Origin of the sequence: Glutamicibacter sp. FBE19, from assembly GCF_015524875.1 — a bacterium.
GTDB classification, from domain to species: Bacteria; Actinomycetota; Actinomycetes; order Actinomycetales; family Micrococcaceae; genus Glutamicibacter; species Glutamicibacter halophytocola.
The window spans coordinates 56,746-73,281 of sequence record NZ_JACKQN010000012.1; the positions used below are offsets into that span (position 1 = coordinate 56,746).

Genomic DNA, 16,536 nt, shown 5'->3' on the forward strand with positions numbered 1-16,536 from the left:
AACCCGATGGCTAAAAGACAACTGCGCGTGCTGTCTGTCGCCTCGGAATGCGCTCCGCTGGTGAAAACCGGCGGCCTGGCCGATGTGGTTGGCGCCCTGCCGGCGGCACTGGAACCGCTGGGATGGCGCAGCCGCATCCTGATGCCTGCCTATCCGGGCCTGCTCGAGCGGGTGGGCCGCACCCGGCGGATTTGGCGCGAGGAGAACCTCTTCGGCGGCCCGGCCTCGGTCCGTTCCTGCCGCTACGAGGGGCTGGACCTCCTGCTGCTGGATGCCCCGCATCTCTACGACCGGCCCGGCGGACCATATATGGTCGATGGGCACGACCACCACGACAACCACGTGCGTTTTGCGGCGCTGTCCTGGGTGGGTGCCCGGCTGGCCATCGAGGGAACCTCGGACCGCTGGCGGCCGGATGTGGTGCATGCCCACGATTGGCAGGCCGGGCTGGTGCCCTCGTACCTGAAGTACGCCGGCGCCCAGACGCCCAGCCTGCTGACCATCCACAATATCGCCTTCCAGGGAATCTTCGGACCTGACCAGCTGGATGCTTTGCACCTTCCGACATGGGATTTCCATCCGGACGCCTTGGAGTACCACGGGCTGGTCAGCACCCTGAAGGCGGGCCTCGTCCATGCCTCGAAGGTGAGTACCGTGAGCCCGAGCTATGCCCAGGAGCTGACCCGCGAGGAGTTCGGCTTCGGGCTCCAGGGGGTCGTGTCCATGCGTGGCGAACGCGGGGAACTGAGCGGGATCCTCAACGGGATCGACACCGAAGTCTGGAACCCTGCCACGGATCCGGCGATAGCCAATTATTCCGCGGCAGATCCTGGCGCCAAGGCTGCAAACCGGCAAGCGCTCATCGAGGAATTCGGCCTTGAGGAACCTGCCGGCCCGCTGGCGGTGGTGGTCACCCGTCTCACCCATCAAAAGGGCGTGGACCTGCTCCTGGAGAAGCTGCCGACGTTCATCGAATCCGGTGGCGCCGTGGTGGTGCTCGGTTCCGGGGACCCCGGCTACGAGTACGCGCTGGGCGAGCTGGCGGCGCGCTATCCGCAATCGGTGGGCTTGCACATCGGCTACGACGAGCCAATGAGCCACCGGTTATATGCCGGCGCGGATTTGGTGCTGGTGCCCTCGCGATTCGAGCCTTGCGGGCTGACCCAGCTCATCGGGCTGCGCTACGGCGCCATCCCCCTGGTGGCCGCCACCGGCGGTCTGCGCGACACCGTGGTGGACGCTACGCCGGAGCATCTGGCGGACGGATCTGCCACGGGCTTCACCTTCAGCGACATTGACGCGGGCGGCTTGGGATTTGCCCTCGGCCGCTCGGTCGACCTGTATGCGGATCGCGAAGCGTGGGAGCGGCTGCGCGCCCAGGCCCTGAATACCCCGGTGGACTGGGGCACGTCGGCGGCCATCTATGCCCAGCTGTTCACGGAGCTCATCTGATGGCCGGAGCCCCGGCGGGGGTGACTTCCGCCGGCCGTCCCTGGCCGCTGGGTGTCACCGTGGATTCTGCCGGGGTGAACGTTGCCGTCTATGCTCCCGCGGCCAGCGCCCTGTACTTTTGCCTGTTCCCGGAAGGGGACCAGCAATCCGAACAGCGCCTAGCCATCCCCTACCGCCAGGACGGCATTTGGCACGCCCATTTTGCCGGCCTGGGCGCTGGGGCCCGCTACGGGCTGCGCGCCGATGGCGAGTTCCGCCCGGCCGATGGCCTGTGCTTCAACGTCAACAAGCTGCTCATCGACCCCTACGCCCGGTCCCTGGACCGCCCGGTGCGCTATCACGAGCTGATGAACGGCACCCAGCGCGCAGACAACGAAGACCCCGGCTCCCAGTTGGATCCGCGCGACAGTGCAGCGGTGGTGCCCAAGGGCATTGTTGCCGGACCGCCGGCAGGGCCGGACCCAGCCAGCAACCGCCCCGGCCACGACCTGCCCGATCTGGTGATCTACGAAACCCACCTGAAAGGGATCTCGGCGGCGCATCCCGAGGTCCCGGCCCAGCTGCGCGGAACCTATGCCGGCATGGGCCATCCGGCGGTCATCGAGCACCTCCGCCGCCTCGGGGTCACCGCGGTAGAGCTTCTGCCGGTACAGGCCTTCTTCGACGACGAGCATATTGTGGAGAAGGATCTGCACAACTACTGGGGCTATCAGCCGGTGGCCTGGTTCGCCCCGGAGCCCCGCTACGCCCAGCACGATGCCGTGGCCGAGCTTCGCCAACTGGTTCATGCCCTCCATGAAGCCGGCATCGAGGTCATCCTCGACGTGGTCTACAACCATAGCGGCGAAGGCGGGGCCGACGGGCCGACCCTGAACCTGCGCGGCCTGGACAACACCGGGTATTACCGCCTGCTCGAGGACAAAGGCCACTATGCCAACGACAGCGGCACGGGCAATACCCTGGCAGTCCATTCCCCCATGGTGCTGCGCCTGGTGCTGGACAGCCTTCGCTATTGGGCACAGACTTTCGGCGTGGATGGCTTCCGCTTTGATTTGGCCACAGCGGTCGCACGCGGCCCGCAGGGCTTCGACGCGCAAGGCGCCTTCCTGCAGGCCATCGCCCAGGATCCGGTGCTCGCCACACTCAAGCTGATCGCCGAACCCTGGGACCTGGGCCCGGGCGGCTACCAGCTGGGGAATTTCCCTGCCCCCTTTGCCCAGTGGAACGACCAGTTCCGCGACGGGGTGCGCCGGGCCTGGCGCGGCGACGTGCTGGGACAAGCCAATTTCGGCGCGTTGCTGCTCGGATCCGCGAACCTCTTCGACCACTCCGGGCGCAGCACCGCAGCAGGGATCAACTTCATCAGCGCCCACGACGGGTTCACCCTGCACGACACGGTCTCCTATTCGCACAAGCACAACGAGGCCAACGGCGAGGACAACCGGGACGGCCACGACGAGAACCACTCCGATAATTTCGGGGTGGAAGGCCCCGCCAACGACCCAGCCATCGCTGAGGCCCGCGGCCTGCGCGTCCGCGGCATGCTCGCCACGCTGCTCCTTGCGCAGGGTGTGCCCATGCTTTTGGCCGGCGATGAACTGGGCAACAGCCAGCGCGGCAACAACAACGCCTATGCCCAGGACAATGAATTGGGCTGGCTCGACTGGTCGGCCCCGGACCGGGAGCTGATGGAGTATGTGCGGCGGCTCGTTGATGTGCGCCGCCGCCTCCCGCTGCTGCGCCAGCGCGGCTTCCTGCATGGACAAGTGCGCGCCAACGGACTGCCCGATGTGCGTTGGCTGTGCCCGGATGGGTCCACCCCCACTGCCGAGCATTGGCAAGACCCGGACTCCCGAGCCCTGGCGCTCCAGCTGCGCGGCGGCGCCCGCGACCCGCGCGGTGAAGCCCTCGACGGTAGCGTCCTGATCATTTTCAACCTCGGCGGGGACTGCGAATTCCAATTGCCCGGCACTGGCGGCGCGGCCCCATGGCAGCTCGAATTGGATAGCGCCGCGCCCGGACAGCCAGCAGGCACCGTATCAGAACGATATGCCGCCAAGGCCCAATCTGTTGTGGTGCTCAGCTGCGGCGGGTAGCGCACAGGATTTGAACTGGATCCGTGTGGGGCATCCCCCTGGCGCAACGCTCCCGGTCATCCCCGCCTGGCCCGGATACGCGTCGCTCAAGACGTGCCCAGATCCGTGAAGCTGCTTGCCATGCCATCCCTGTCCAGCTTGCGGAAACTGGCCAGTTGCGCCGGCCCGGCCGCAAAAGGGCGGGATCGAACGCAAAATGTGCGGGACATCACCATTGACTGGCCCTTGCGTGGGCGTAGTATTTCAATTCGTACTACGCATCCCGCGGTTTCGCGAGACGCTGCTTCTACCATTGCGACGTAAATGCCCTTCACCAAACTTCGGCCCCTGGCTCCGCTGGGCCACAACGCCTCGGCCAAGCCTGCGCGCTTGGTCGCATTCATGTTTGCTGCCGCAATTCTCGTCGGCGGCCTGCTGCTTTCCTCGCCGCTGTCCAGCACCAACGGCGAATTCACCCCGCTGATCGACGGCATCTTCACCGCCACCTCGGCAGTCTGCGTGACCGGGCTGACCGTGCTTGACACCGCTACCGACTTCACGCCCTTTGGCCAGAGCGTCATTCTGCTGCTGATTCAGGTCGGCGGGCTCGGCTTGATGCTGATTGCCTCCTTGCTCAGCATGCTGGTCATGGGGCGCATCGGGTACCTGACCAGGCTCTCAACCCAGCGTGAAAGCAACGCGGTCAGCGGCTCAGACGTCCGTTCCGCCGCCATGGTCATCATCAAGGTATCCCTGATCATCGAGTCGATCGTGGCGGTGCTCCTCGGGGTGAGGTTCTGGGCCGGATACGGCTATGACCCGCTCAAGGCCTTATGGCACGGCGCCTTCCATGCGGTTTCCTCTTTCAACAACGCCGGTTTCGCGCTGTATTCAAATAACCTGATGGATTTTGTTGCGGACCCCTGGCTATGCCTGCCGATCAGCCTGGCCATCATCCTCGGCGGGCTGGGATTCCCGGTGCTCGTCCAGCTCAGGCGCCATTGGAACAACTCCTTGAAGTGGAGCATGAACACCAGGCTGGTGCTGCTGATGACCGTCCTGCTGCTGGTCCTGGGCACCGTGTTCATCACGGCCATGGAATGGAACAACCAGGACACCCTCGGACGGCTCGACCCGCAGGAGCGCATCCTGGCTGGCTTCTTCCAATCCGTGCAGACCCGTACGGCCGGATTCAACTCCATCGACATCGGCGCCATGCACCCTGCCTCATGGCTGGGCATGGATGTCCTGATGTTCATCGGAGGCGGTCCGGCCGGCACCGCCGGCGGCATCAAGATCACCACCGCGGCCGTTCTGCTGTTCATCATCATCACCGAGCTGCGCGGCGAGACAGCCGTGAATGTGCTGGGCAAGAGGCTCTCGCGTTCGGTGCACCGCCAGGCGATCACCGTGGCCCTGATGGGCGTGGCAGCGGTCTTCGCCGGAACCATGGGGCTGCTGCTGCTCACCGGGTACACGCTGGATCGGTGCCTCTTCGAGGCGACCTCCGCTTTCGCCACGGTGGGACTGTCCACCGGAATCACCCCAGACCTGCCCGATGCCGCCAAGGGGATTCTTATCGCCCTGATGTACCTGGGCCGCGTCGGGGTCCTATCGCTCGGGTCGGCCCTGGCCCTGCGCGACCGCAAGGCCCTATTCGAACTACCCAAGGAAAGGCCAGCCATTGGCTAAGCTACTGAATTTTCGCAATGACACCAGAGGACTGGCCAACGCCGATTCCGTGGCGGTGATCGGCTTGGGCCGCTTCGGCGAGTCCCTGGCCTTGGAACTGATGAAATCCGGCACGAACGTGCTGGGCATCGATACGCTGGAACAGAATGTCCAGGCCCTGAACGGGGAGCTGACCCAGGTGGTGCGTGCCGACGCATCCAATCGCGAAACACTGGAGCAGCTGTCCATCCAGGAATTCGACCGCGTGGTGGTAGCCGTGGGCAGCCACCTGCAATCATCCATCCTGTGCTGCTCGCTCTTGGTGAGCATGGGCATTCCGCAGATCTGGGCGAAGGCGCAGGATGACCGGCACGGGTTGATCCTGGAGCAGCTGGGCATCCACCACATCGTGTATCCGGAAAAGGACATGGGCAAGCGGGTGGCCCACCTGGTCCGCGGCTCGCTGATGGATTATCTGGAGGTTGATCCGGGGTACGCCATGGTGAAGATGACCGCGCCCGCGCAGCTGCACGGCGTCAAGCTCAGCGATGCCGGGGTGCGCAACAAGTTCCGGGTGACCATCGCGGCTACCACCAACGCCGCCGGGGAATGGGTCAATACCGACGGCAACACGGTGCTGCATACCGGAGACCGGATCCTGGTGCTCGGTTCCATTGCCGATACCGAGAAGTTCGGCCGCCTTCCCTGAGCCGGGATATGGCAATGGGCGCCTTCCACATCAAGTGGAAGGCGCCCATTGGCCGTTGCTGCTGAAGACCGCGAATCAGCCTTCGGCGCTGAATCTCAGGACCAGGGCCAGGCCGATAATCACGGCGCCCCAGATAAGACCGAGAATAATGGTGATGCGATTCAGGTTGCGCTCGGCAACACCTGAAGAGCCCATTGAGCTGGTCATACCGCCGCCGAACATGTCCGACATACCGCCACCACGACCCTTATGAAGCAGGATCAGGAGGGTGAGCAAGACACTGGTAATGCCCAGCAGTACCTGCAAAATGATCTTGATGATATCCAAGTCGACGGTTCCTTAGCTAGATTCAGTCGGTCACGAGGTGATGCTCGAACCTGACAATATTAGCAAACTCCTCGGCGTCGAGGCTGGCTCCGCCAACCAACACGCCGTCAACGTCACGCTCGCGCATGATCGCTGCCGCGTTTGCTGCCTTAACACTACCGCCATAAAGCAGCTGGGTCTTCTCGGCAATTGCCTCGCCGAAGCGTTCAGCCAATGCACCGCGAATCGCCGAGCACATTTCCTGCGCGTCGGCCGGACCAGCAACTTCACCGGTACCGATAGCCCACACTGGCTCGTAGGCGATGACCAGGTTTTCTGCCTGCTCAGCGCTCACGCCTTCCAGCGATTCAGCCAACTGGTTCAAGGTGAAAGCAACATGCTCGCCAGCCTTGCGAACCTCCAGACCTTCGCCAACGCAAAGCATTGGAGTCAGCTCGTGTCGGTATGCGGCTGCCAGCTTGGCGGCAATCACATCGTTGGTTTCGTTGTGGTACTCGCGGCGTTCCGAGTGGCCGACCAGCACGTAGGAGCAACCCAGCTTGTTCAGGAACTGGCCGGAGATTTCTCCGGTGTAGGCACCCGAATCCTGTGCCGACAAATCCTGGGCGCCGTAAACGACCTCCAGCTTGTCGCCCAGGACCAGGGTCTGAACACCGCGGATGTCCGTGAATGGCGGGAATACTGCCACTTCAGCACGATCGTAGTTGTGCTCGTGGTCCTTGAGGGTCCACGCCAGCTTCTGGACGAGGGTGATGCCCTGGACATGGTCCATGTTCATCTTCCAGTTGCCAGCGATCAGCGGCTGGCGCACGTAGGCGCCGTTCTGCGAAATGGTCATTTTCTAGCCTTCCAATGCGGCAACGCCCGGCAGGGTCTTGCCTTCGAGGTACTCCAATGAAGCGCCGCCACCGGTGGAGATGTGACCGAAGTCCTCCTCCGAGAAGCCCAATGCGCGGACGGCCGCGGCGGAATCGCCACCGCCGACAACGCTGAATGCTTCAGAGTTTGCCAGTGCCTGTGCAACGGTGCGGGTACCTTCGGCGAACGCCGGGATCTCGAAGACGCCCATGGGGCCATTCCAGAACACGGTGTTGGCGCTGGTGATGTAGCTTGCGAACTGCTCGGCCGATTTTGGCCCGATGTCCAGACCCAATCCGGTGGAGCCGAAGCTTGCCTCTTCGATCTTGTCAGCATGCAGGATTTCGTGTGCCGCGTCGGCGCCGAACTTCTCGGCGACAACAACGTCAACAGGAACGATGATCTCGCAGCCCAGCTGCTCGGCGCGCTTGAGGTATTCCTGGCACACGGCAATCTGGTCTTCTTCGAGCAGCGAGCCGCCAATGGCGTAGCCCTGTGCCTTCAGGAAGGTGAATGCCATGCCGCCGCCGATCAGCAGCTGATCGGCCTTGCCCAGCAGGTTGTCGATCACTGCAAGCTTGTCCGATACCTTCGAACCGCCAAGCACCACCACGTACGGGCGCTTTGGAGCTTCGGTCAGGGTCTTGAGGACCTTGACCTCGGTAGCCACCAGGTCACCCTGGTAGCTGGGAAGCAGGCGGGCAATGTCGTAAACGGATGCATGCTTGCGGTGCACAGCGCCAAAGGCGTCGTTCACGTAAGCGCCGTTCCCGCCGGTCAGAGCTGCAAGCTCCTTGGCGAACTCTTCACGCTCTGCGTCGACCTTGGAGGTCTCGCGAGCGTCAAAGCGGACGTTTTCAAGGACAAGAACGGAGCCTTCTGCAATTTCTGCCGCGGCCTTGCGAGCGGATGCGCCCACAACATCCTCGGCGACCGTTACGTCGAAGTCAGCCAGTTCGTTCAGGCGCTGTGCTGCAGGTGCGATCGAGTACTTCGCATCAACCTGCCCCTTGGGGCGGCCCAGGTGCGCCATCACGATGACCTTGGCACCTGCTTCAACCAGCTTGGTAATGACCGGCAAAGATGCGCGTACGCGGCCGTCATCGGTCACAGTTGCACCGTCGAGCGGCACGTTCAGGTCGCTTCGGACCAGAACGTGCCGTCCGCGGACACCGTTGTCAGCGATCAATTCGTCAATAGTGTGAGAAGACATATCTCTAGGTTATCGACTAGAGGCTTGATCCCACGAATCCAACGAGGTCAACAAGTCGCGAGGAGTAGCCCCACTCGTTGTCGTACCACGAAACAACCTTCACGCTGTTGCCCATGACGGTGGTCAGGCCGGAGTCGAAGATCGACGAGTTCGGGTTGGTGACGATGTCCGAGGAAACCAGTGGATCGGTCGAGTACTCCAGAACGTCCTTCAATGGGCCTTCGGAAGCGGCCTTCTCGAATGCAGCGTTGATTTCCTCAGCGGTTGCGGTGCGAGCCAGGTTGACGGTCAGGTCGGTTGCCGAACCGGTTGGAACTGGAACGCGCATGGCGTAGCCGTGCAGCTTGCCCTTGAGCTCTGGCAGTACAACGCCGATTGCCTTGGCGGCACCGGTCGAGGTAGGGATCAGGTTCAGTGCGGCGGCACGAGCACGACGTGGGTCGCTGTGTGGTGCATCCTGCAGGCGCTGGTCAGCGGTGTATGCGTGGATGGTGGTCATCAGGCCGTCAACAATGCCGAATTCGTCGTTCAGCACCTTGGCCAGTGGGGCCAAGCAGTTGGTGGTGCACGAAGCGTTCGAGATGATGTTGTGGTTTGCAGGATCGTACTTGTCCTGGTTCACGCCCATCACGATGGTGATGTCCTCATCGGTGGCCGGAGCCGAGATGATGACCTTCTTTGCACCGGCGGCGATGTGCTTCTTGGCATCTGCTGCCTTGGTGAAGAAGCCGGTCGACTCGATGACGACGTCGACGTTCAATTCTCCCCATGGGAGGTTTGCTGGATCGCGCTCGGAAAGGACCTTGATGCGGCGCTCTCCGACGACGATGGTGTCGCCTTCTACGGAAACTGCCTCGCCGACTGGGCCGAGTACAGAGTCAAACTTCACAAGGTGAGCAAGCGAATCGATTGAACCAAGGTCGTTGACGGCGACAATTTCGATGTCTGCCTTATGGGCCAATACTGCACGCAGGAAGTTGCGTCCGATACGACCGAAACCATTGATTCCAACACGGGTTGTCACGTGACTATCTCCTCTAAACGGGATGATTGCGCCACGTCCGCACGTAGACGGAAGTGGCCTTCTTTGTGAGGACACTCCGTTGTGCCGTGCTTTGCGGATCCCAGTGGATCACTGGGACCCGCAACACACTTGAAACATTCTACGCTATTTTTGCGCTGAATGTGAGCTAACTTACCAGATTAATTATTTGCCTGGAACGATCAGCGATGCTGCGCCGTTGCGGGCAGCTTCAAAACGAGCCTGGACGTCTGCCCAGTTCACGATGTTCCAGAAGGCCTTGACGTAGTCGGCCTTCACATTGACGTAATCCAGGTAGAAAGCGTGCTCCCACATGTCCAGCATCAGCAGCGGGGTGGTTGCCACTGGAATGTTGCCCTGCTGATCGTAGAGCTGCTCGATAACCAGCTGGCCACCGAGTGCGTCGTATGCCAGGACAGCCCAGCCCGAACCCTGCAGGCTCATGGCTGCTGCGGTGAAGTGGCCGCGGAAAGCATCGAAGGAACCGAAGAAATCGTCGATGGCTGCAGCCAGCTCGCCCTCTGGCTTGTCGCCGCCCTCTGGGGACAGGTTGTTCCAGAAGATCGAGTGGTTGGTGTGGCCACCGAGGTGGAATGCCAGGTCCTTGGACAGCTTTGGAATGTTGCCGAACTCGCCCTTTTCGCGAGCGTCAGCCAACTGATCCAGTGCCGAGTTTGCGCCTGCAACGTAGGCTGCGTGGTGCTTGGAGTGGTGCAATTCCATGATGCGAGCCGAGATGCTTGGCTCAAGTGCGGCGTAGTCGTACTGCAGTTCTGGCAGTGAATAAACAGCCATGATTCTCCTCAATCTTCTCAATTGGTTGAATCTCCGCGGGAGGTCTCCCACGGGGACATTTTTAGTGTTCCAGTTCGTCTAATGGAACGCTGGACTCCGTACCTGGTATTCCCAGATCACTGGCTTTTTTGTCCGCCATGGCCAAGAGGCGGCGGATTCGGCCAGCGATGGCGTCCTTGGTCATCGGAGGTTCGGCCATGCGGCCAAGCTCATCCAACGAGGCCTGCTTGTGCTCCAGGCGCAGCAGCCCGGCATAACGCAAATGCTCGGGAACTTCATCACCCAGAATGGAAAGCGCACGCTCAACGCGGGCGCCGGCAGCCACCGCTGCCTGCGCGCTGCGGCGCAAGTTGGCATCATCAAAGTTCGCCAACCGATTGGCCGTAGCGCGTACCTCTTTTCGCATGCGGCGTTCTTCCCAGACCATCAAAGCGTCGTGGGCACCCATGCGGGTCAATAGTTGCGCGATTGCGTCGCCGTCGCGAATGACTACGCGGTCAACACCGCGCACCTCGCGAGCCTTGACAGTCAGGCCCAATCGACGCGCTGCGCCCACCAGAGCCAATGCTGCTTCTGGACCGGGGCAGGTAATTTCAAGCGCTGAGCTGCGGCCAGGCTCGGTCAATGAACCGTGAGACAAGAATGCGCCACGCCAGACGGCTTCGGCATCAGCTGTTGAGCCATTGACAATGACCGAGGGCAGTCCGCGCACCGGCCGCCCGCGCTGGTCGAGAAGTCCCGTCTGCCGAGCTAGAACTTCACCGTCTTTGGCCACGCGGACAATGTATCGGCTGCCCTTGCGGATGCCAGAGCCGGAGACCATGACGATCTCTGCTTCGTGGCCATACAACTCGCCAATGGCAAGCTTCAGGCGGCGGGCCGTCGCAGCCAGATCCACCTCAGCTTCAATGACAATTCGCCCGGAGACAATATGCAGTCCCCCGCTGAAGCGGAGCATCGTCGAAACCTCGGCCTTGCGGACCGATGGCTTGCGAATCTCAACCCGCGACAGCTCGTCTTTGACGGAAGCCGTCAATGCCATGAATCAAACTCCCTTACTTGGATCTTCTTAAGATCCGATCGCGGTAAACACCTCATGATAGGCCGCCGCTAGTCGCAACGGGTCGTGCACTGCACGACCGTCAGATACTCCTACTGTACTAAAAAAGACCCGTGCGCCGAGTTTTTGCGCTGCCAGCTCAAATCTCTGGCGATTGTGAATCTTGGACTCATCGGCAATGATCGCGTCAAAAGTCACATCCGGTGCGTACCGGCCGAGCACCTCCAAGTGAGCGGCCGCATCCATGCCGGTGGTTTCTTCCGTTTCCATCGACAGGTTCATGGTCAGCAGTTTCTTCGCTGTTGTCGATGCAATGGCCTGCCGCATGTCGGGCAAGAGCAAATGGGGCAGTACCGAGGTGTACCAAGAGCCCGGGCCAAGGATGACCCAATCGGCAAGCTCGATGGACTCCAAGGCTTCAGAACAGGCAGGGGCATCCGACGGCTCCAGATGAACATTCGTGACCAGTCCCCCGGAGCCAGCGCGCGCCAATTTTGCCTGGCCGTCGATCCGCCGGCGTACCAGCGAATCGCTTTCGTCGGACTCGAGCACTTCACCATGAATGGACAGCGGGACAGTGCTCATCGGCAGGACCTGGCCGCGAGCACCAAGCAGCGCGCCGGCCCACCGCAGGCCTGCCACCGGGTTGTCCAGCAACTCCCATAAGGCCAGGATCAGCAGGTTGCCCACGGCGTGCCCGTTCAGCGGCTCGTCCTGGTTCGCGTCGGATTCGAAACGATGCTGCATGACGTCGCGCCATGTACGGCCCCAATCGTTGTCATCGCACAACGCGGCTAATGCCATGCGCAAATCCCCTGGGGGCAAGACGTCGAAGGACCCGCGCAAGCGGCCCGAGCTGCCGCCATCATCAGCGACCGTGACCACAGCGGTCAGATCGGTGGTCAACCTTCGCAGCGCGGACAACGAGGCATAGAGGCCATGTCCTCCACCGAGCGCCACCACCGAGGGGTTGCGCTGGTCATTGCCCCGGGATAGTCCCTGTATTGAAATTGGACCTGTCGCAAAGGCCATGGCAGCTACTCGCGTCCCAGGTCGCGATGGCTGATGCTCACGCGAACATTCGGGAACTGCGCAAGGCGCCGTCCCAGTTCGATGGTTGTTGCGACTGAACGGTGCTTGCCACCGGTGCAGCCCACCGCGATGGTGGCGTAGTGCTTGTTTTCCCGGCGGTAGCCTTCGAAGACAGGCTCCAAGGCCTTGAGATAGTTCTCGATGAAGTCCCGGGTGCCTTCCTGGCTGAGCACATACTCCGAAACTTCTTTGTCCTTGCCGGTTTGAGGACGCAGCTCGGGAACCCAGTGCGGGTTGGGGATGAACCTGACGTCAGCCACGTAATTGGCGTCGGTCGGCAGGCCGTATTTGAAGCCGAAGCTCATGACGTTGATGCGAAGAATGATTGGGCCGGATTCGCTGAACAATTCGTTGATCGAGCGCGCCAGGTCGTGAACCGACATCGAGGAGGTGTCCAAGATGATCTCGGCGGCTTCGCGAAGCTGTTCGGTGATGCCGCGTTCGCGGGTAATCCCGTCAACGATGCGCCCGTCACCCTGCAGCGGATGCGGGCGGCGCCCCTGCTCGAAGCGGCGGATCAATACGTCGTCGCTGGCATTGAGGTAGACCAGCCTGAATTTCACGCCGCTGGAGGTCAGGTGCGCCAGGGCATCTCGGATCTCCGGGAACATTTCCTTCGAGCGAACGTCCATGACAACGGCCATCTTTGGAATGGAGCCCTGGGAACGGCTCATCATTTCGGTTAATGGTCCCAGCATGGCCGGTGGCAGATTCTCCACCACATACCAGCCCTGGTCTTCCAGAGCATGGGCGACCGTGGTACGACCGGCACCTGACATGCCAGTTACGATCACTAGTTCAGACTCAGGCGGTTTTACAGCTTCATACTCAGCGCTCATGTTCCAAGGCTAGTCGACAATTTCGCCTGTCGTCATATTCACGCTTGGACGTGAAGCATCCTCAAGGCTTTCTTTGATGACGGTGGCAAGCTTCTCACCGATGCCAGGAACTTGAGTCAGCTCGTCGACGTTCGCAGCACGAATCTTTTTCATTGATCCGAAGTGCTTGCGCAATGCCGCCTGCTTGGCTTTCCCGAGTCCAGGCACCGCGTCCAGCTCGGAGGAAATCATTGACTTCGCCCGCTTCTCGCGATGGAACGTGATGGCAAACCGGTGCGCCTCATCGCGAAGCCGCTGCACAAGGTACAGGGATGCCGAAGCACGTGGAAGGATGACCGGGAAGGGATCATCGGGAAGCCAGAGCTCTTCCAAGCGCTTGGCGAGTCCGACCACTGGAATGTCGTCAATTCCGAGATCGTCCATGGCTTTTTGGGCCGCGGCGACCTGTGGCGGCCCGCCGTCCACGATGACCAATGAGGGCGGATATGAGAACTTCTTCTTTTCGACCTCGCCGATCGACCCATCTTCGACGGCCCCGGTTACGAAGGCCGTTGGATCGACTTTTTCTTTCAAGTACCGACTGAAGCGTCGATATATTACGTCGTACATGCTCGCGGTATCATCGCGTGCCGCATCGCCGGTGATGGAAAACTTCCGATACTCGCTCTTTTTAGGGAGCCCGTCTTCGAATACCACCATGGACGCCACAACGTTCGTGCCTTGCGTATGCGACGCGTCGTAGCATTCAATGCGCAGCAAGGCCTGTTCGGCACCTAGTGCTTCTTGCAGTTCCTGCATGGCCAATGAACGGGTAGTGATGTCCCCAGCCCGCTTGGACTTGTGCAATCGCAATGCCTGTTCGGCGTTTTCCTTCACGGTTCCGGCCAGCGCCGCCTTGTCGCCGCGTTGCGCTACGCGCAGCGAGACCTTGGAGCCGCGCAGGTCCGAAAGCCAGGTGGCCACTTCGTTGATGTCCTCGGGCAGTGTCGGAACCAGGATCTCGCGAGGGATCCGATCGGCGTGATCCGCGTAAATCTGGGTCAGCAGCTGCTCGACGAATTCAGCATCGGAAGCGTCGGATACCTTTTCAACTACCCAGCCTCGTTGCGAGCGAATTCGGCCGTCCCGCACATGGAAAACCTGCACCGCAGCTTCCAATTCGTCCCCATGGACCCCGAAGATATCGGCTTCAGTGCGATCGTCCAAGACAACGGCATTACGTTCGAAAACGCGGTTCAGCGCAGAAATGTCGTCGCGATAGCGAGCGGCTTGTTCGTATTCGAGTTCGGCGACGGCTTCCTGCATTTTTACCGTGAGCGCCTTGGTGAACTTGGTTGCCTCACCACTCATGAAGGTGCACAGGTCGTCAGCCAGTTGACGGTGGTCTTCTTCGCTTATGCGCCCGACGCAGGGTGCCGAGCACTTGTCGATGTAGCCGAGCAAGCATGGGCGCCCGGACGCTTCGGCACGCTTGAAAACGCCGGGGGCGCAGCTGCGGACCGGGAATACGCGTAAAAGGGTGTCCAGGGTTTCTCGAATGGCTTTGGCCGGATAGAAAGGGCCAAAGTACTTGACGCCCTTGCGCTTGTCGCCTCGCATGACAAGAGCACGGGGGTACTTTTCATTCAAGGTCACCGCAAGATACGGATACGTTTTGTCATCGCGGAAAACGATGTTGAATCTCGGGTTGTATTCCTTGATCCATACGAATTCGAGCTGCAGGGCTTCCAACTCGGATCCAACAACGGTCCACTCGACACTGCCCGCGGTGAAGACCATGGCTCGCGTTTTGGGCGTCAGGCGGTCGGGGTTGGCGAAGTACGACGTGAGTCGATTGCGCAAAACCTTGGCTTTGCCAACATAGATCACACGGCCATGCTCGTCGCGGAACCGGTACACGCCGGGCTTCGTTGGAATATCCGAGGTCTTCGGACGGTAACTTGCTGGATCAGCCATAGGTTATTTCGCGTCTGGAGGTAACTGATTATATGAGTCCACGCGCTGCTGGCCAGAAAGCTCAGCAATTGCATCAACGATGCGGTCGGTCGCTTGGCGACGTTGCGGCAGCGGATGCTTTCGGCCCAGCTGGTCAAAGTGCAGTGGTTCACCATAGTGGATATGGAATTTTGCCGGCCTGAAGCCCTTGGAGCCTGCTGGCTGCAGCTTTTCAGTCCCGATGAGGCCAACAGGGACTACAGGTACGCCAGTGGTCAGTGCCAGCCAGCCTACGCCAGTGCGTCCCCGGTAGAGCTTTCCGTCGCGGGAACGGGTTCCTTCGGGATAGATTCCGATTCCGCCGCCCTCCTCAATGATGCCGACCAAGGAATCCAGGGCAGCCACAGAAGCAGCCTGCTCGCCGCGCTGCACTGGAATTGATCCAACGGACTCGAAGAAGGTTTTCATGAGCTTGCCCTTGACACCTGGTGTGGTGAAGTACTCTGCCTTTGCGAAGAAGGCAACGTCACGAGGGGTCAGGGCCTGGATAATCAAGGAGTCGAAGAAGGAGAGGTGATTGGAAGCGACAATGAATCCGCCCACTTTGGGCACATTTTCAAGGCCGGTAACTTCGGCGCGGCATATTCCATTAATTACGCCGCGAATCGAGGCTCGCGTCATGGTGTAGATGCTCATCTATTTCGCACCTTCCTGCATGACGCTTGCTTCAATTTCGAAGGAACGGGCTATCTGCTCCCCCAGGATCGCCTTTGCTAATTCACTGACGTTTTCGACTTGGAGGTCGGCGCTGGCCAGTTCGTCGCCTTGCGCGAATCCCCAAGCCACACCGATAGATGCAACAGAATTTTCACGCGCCGCATCCAGATCGTAGTACCGATCCCCCACGACAACGCTCGAACTCGCCTCAAGATCCCCGTGGGACAACGCTTCAGCAACGATATGCGTCTTGCTCGAACCGGTACTGCCGTGCTCGTCAGCGTTTCCATGGATCGCGTCGAGGTGCTCAGTCAGGCCTTTGCGTTCCAGAAGCAGGCGTGCGATGTTCACCGGTTTTGCGGTGGTCACAGCGACGTAGATGTTCTCGTGGCGCAGCGCCTCAAGAAGCGAGACGATCCCCGGATAAACCAGCGAATCGTCCATGCCCACCTCTTCGTACCGGGCACGGTACGTCGCGATGATGGAGTCGATATTTTCGTCGGTCACCCCGTCAAGGGTGCGCAGCCCAACTTGCAGTGGCGGACCCACCAGCGCTTCAACACGTGCCTCGCCTGGATCCGGGAGACCGTGGGCCACGAGGGCATGACGAATACCCGAGGTAATAGCACCTGCGGGGTCAACGAGGGTCCCGTCAAGATCAAAGAGCACACTTGTTACCGACATATTCACTTAGCTATCTTCCCATGAAGCGGGCGCGGGTCAGGAATCCATGACTGAAATGGCATATTTC

The 16,536-nt window shown here is 61.0% G+C and carries 15 protein-coding genes; 4 read left to right on the forward strand and 11 right to left on the reverse strand.

Annotated features, from left to right (window positions below; all coding sequences use genetic code 11):
- Nucleotides 1–6 precede the first annotated feature (6 nt).
- The 4 genes from glgA (at nt 7) to H6F58_RS16160 (ending at nt 5,907) form a co-directional block, all read left to right on the forward strand.
- Nucleotides 7–1,452, forward strand: coding sequence for a glycogen synthase GlgA (gene glgA / locus H6F58_RS16145; protein WP_060701841.1), 1,446 nt, complete (start codon nt 7–9; stop codon nt 1,450–1,452).
- On the forward strand, nt 1,452–3,548 hold the full coding sequence (gene glgX, locus H6F58_RS16150) for a glycogen debranching protein GlgX (RefSeq protein ID WP_195182148.1): 2,097 nt from the start codon (nt 1,452–1,454) through the stop codon (nt 3,546–3,548). The genes glgA and glgX overlap by 1 nt, the downstream gene beginning before the upstream one ends.
- A gap of 303 nt (nt 3,549–3,851) precedes the next feature.
- Nucleotides 3,852–5,219, forward strand: coding sequence for a potassium transporter TrkG (locus H6F58_RS16155; RefSeq protein ID WP_195182149.1), 1,368 nt, complete (start codon nt 3,852–3,854; stop codon nt 5,217–5,219).
- Complete coding sequence (locus H6F58_RS16160; protein WP_206693762.1) at nt 5,212–5,907, forward strand: TrkA family potassium uptake protein; 696 nt, start codon at nt 5,212–5,214, stop codon at nt 5,905–5,907. The genes H6F58_RS16155 and H6F58_RS16160 overlap by 8 nt, the downstream gene beginning before the upstream one ends.
- A 75-nt stretch (nt 5,908–5,982) precedes the next feature.
- On the opposite strand, the gene secG is transcribed toward H6F58_RS16160, so the two are convergent.
- From secG to H6F58_RS16215, 11 genes are all read right to left on the reverse strand, one after another.
- Nucleotides 5,983–6,234, reverse strand: coding sequence for a preprotein translocase subunit SecG (secG, locus tag H6F58_RS16165; RefSeq protein ID WP_013349244.1), 252 nt, complete (start codon nt 6,232–6,234; stop codon nt 5,983–5,985).
- 22 nt (nt 6,235–6,256) lie between these two features.
- Nucleotides 6,257–7,072: a triose-phosphate isomerase gene (gene tpiA / locus H6F58_RS16170; RefSeq protein WP_146275300.1), complete on the reverse strand. Its 816-nt coding sequence runs from the start codon at nt 7,070–7,072 to the stop codon at nt 6,257–6,259.
- A 3-nt stretch (nt 7,073–7,075) separates the two neighbouring features.
- Nucleotides 7,076–8,305: a phosphoglycerate kinase gene (locus H6F58_RS16175; RefSeq protein ID WP_195182150.1), complete on the reverse strand. Its 1,230-nt coding sequence runs from the start codon at nt 8,303–8,305 to the stop codon at nt 7,076–7,078.
- Nucleotides 8,306–8,321: 16 nt separating this feature from the next.
- A complete protein-coding gene (gene gap / locus H6F58_RS16180; protein ID WP_060701847.1) occupies nt 8,322–9,329 on the reverse strand; it encodes a type I glyceraldehyde-3-phosphate dehydrogenase in 1,008 nt (335 codons plus the stop codon).
- Nucleotides 9,330–9,512: 183 nt separating this feature from the next.
- A complete protein-coding gene (locus H6F58_RS16185; protein WP_195182151.1) occupies nt 9,513–10,142 on the reverse strand; it encodes a superoxide dismutase in 630 nt (209 codons plus the stop codon).
- 61 nt (nt 10,143–10,203) lie between these two features.
- Nucleotides 10,204–11,184: a DNA-binding protein WhiA gene (gene whiA, locus H6F58_RS16190; RefSeq protein ID WP_146275303.1), complete on the reverse strand. Its 981-nt coding sequence runs from the start codon at nt 11,182–11,184 to the stop codon at nt 10,204–10,206.
- 27 nt (nt 11,185–11,211) lie between these two features.
- Nucleotides 11,212–12,234 carry a uridine diphosphate-N-acetylglucosamine-binding protein YvcK gene (yvcK, locus tag H6F58_RS16195; RefSeq protein WP_060701850.1) on the reverse strand — a complete coding sequence of 341 codons (1,023 nt, stop codon included), beginning with the start codon at nt 12,232–12,234 and terminating at the stop codon, nt 11,212–11,214.
- Between the two features lie 5 nt (nt 12,235–12,239).
- On the reverse strand, nt 12,240–13,133 hold the full coding sequence (rapZ, locus tag H6F58_RS16200) for an RNase adapter RapZ (protein WP_060701851.1): 894 nt from the start codon (nt 13,131–13,133) through the stop codon (nt 12,240–12,242).
- 9 nt (nt 13,134–13,142) lie between these two features.
- Nucleotides 13,143–15,089: an excinuclease ABC subunit UvrC gene (gene uvrC / locus H6F58_RS16205; protein WP_060701852.1), complete on the reverse strand. Its 1,947-nt coding sequence runs from the start codon at nt 15,087–15,089 to the stop codon at nt 13,143–13,145.
- A 3-nt stretch (nt 15,090–15,092) separates the two neighbouring features.
- A complete protein-coding gene (locus tag H6F58_RS16210; protein ID WP_195182152.1) occupies nt 15,093–15,764 on the reverse strand; it encodes a lysophospholipid acyltransferase family protein in 672 nt (223 codons plus the stop codon).
- Entirely contained in the window at nt 15,765–16,469 is a 705-nt protein-coding gene (locus tag H6F58_RS16215; protein ID WP_206693763.1) for an HAD hydrolase-like protein, read from the reverse strand.
- Between the last annotated feature and the right edge of the window lie 67 nt (nt 16,470–16,536).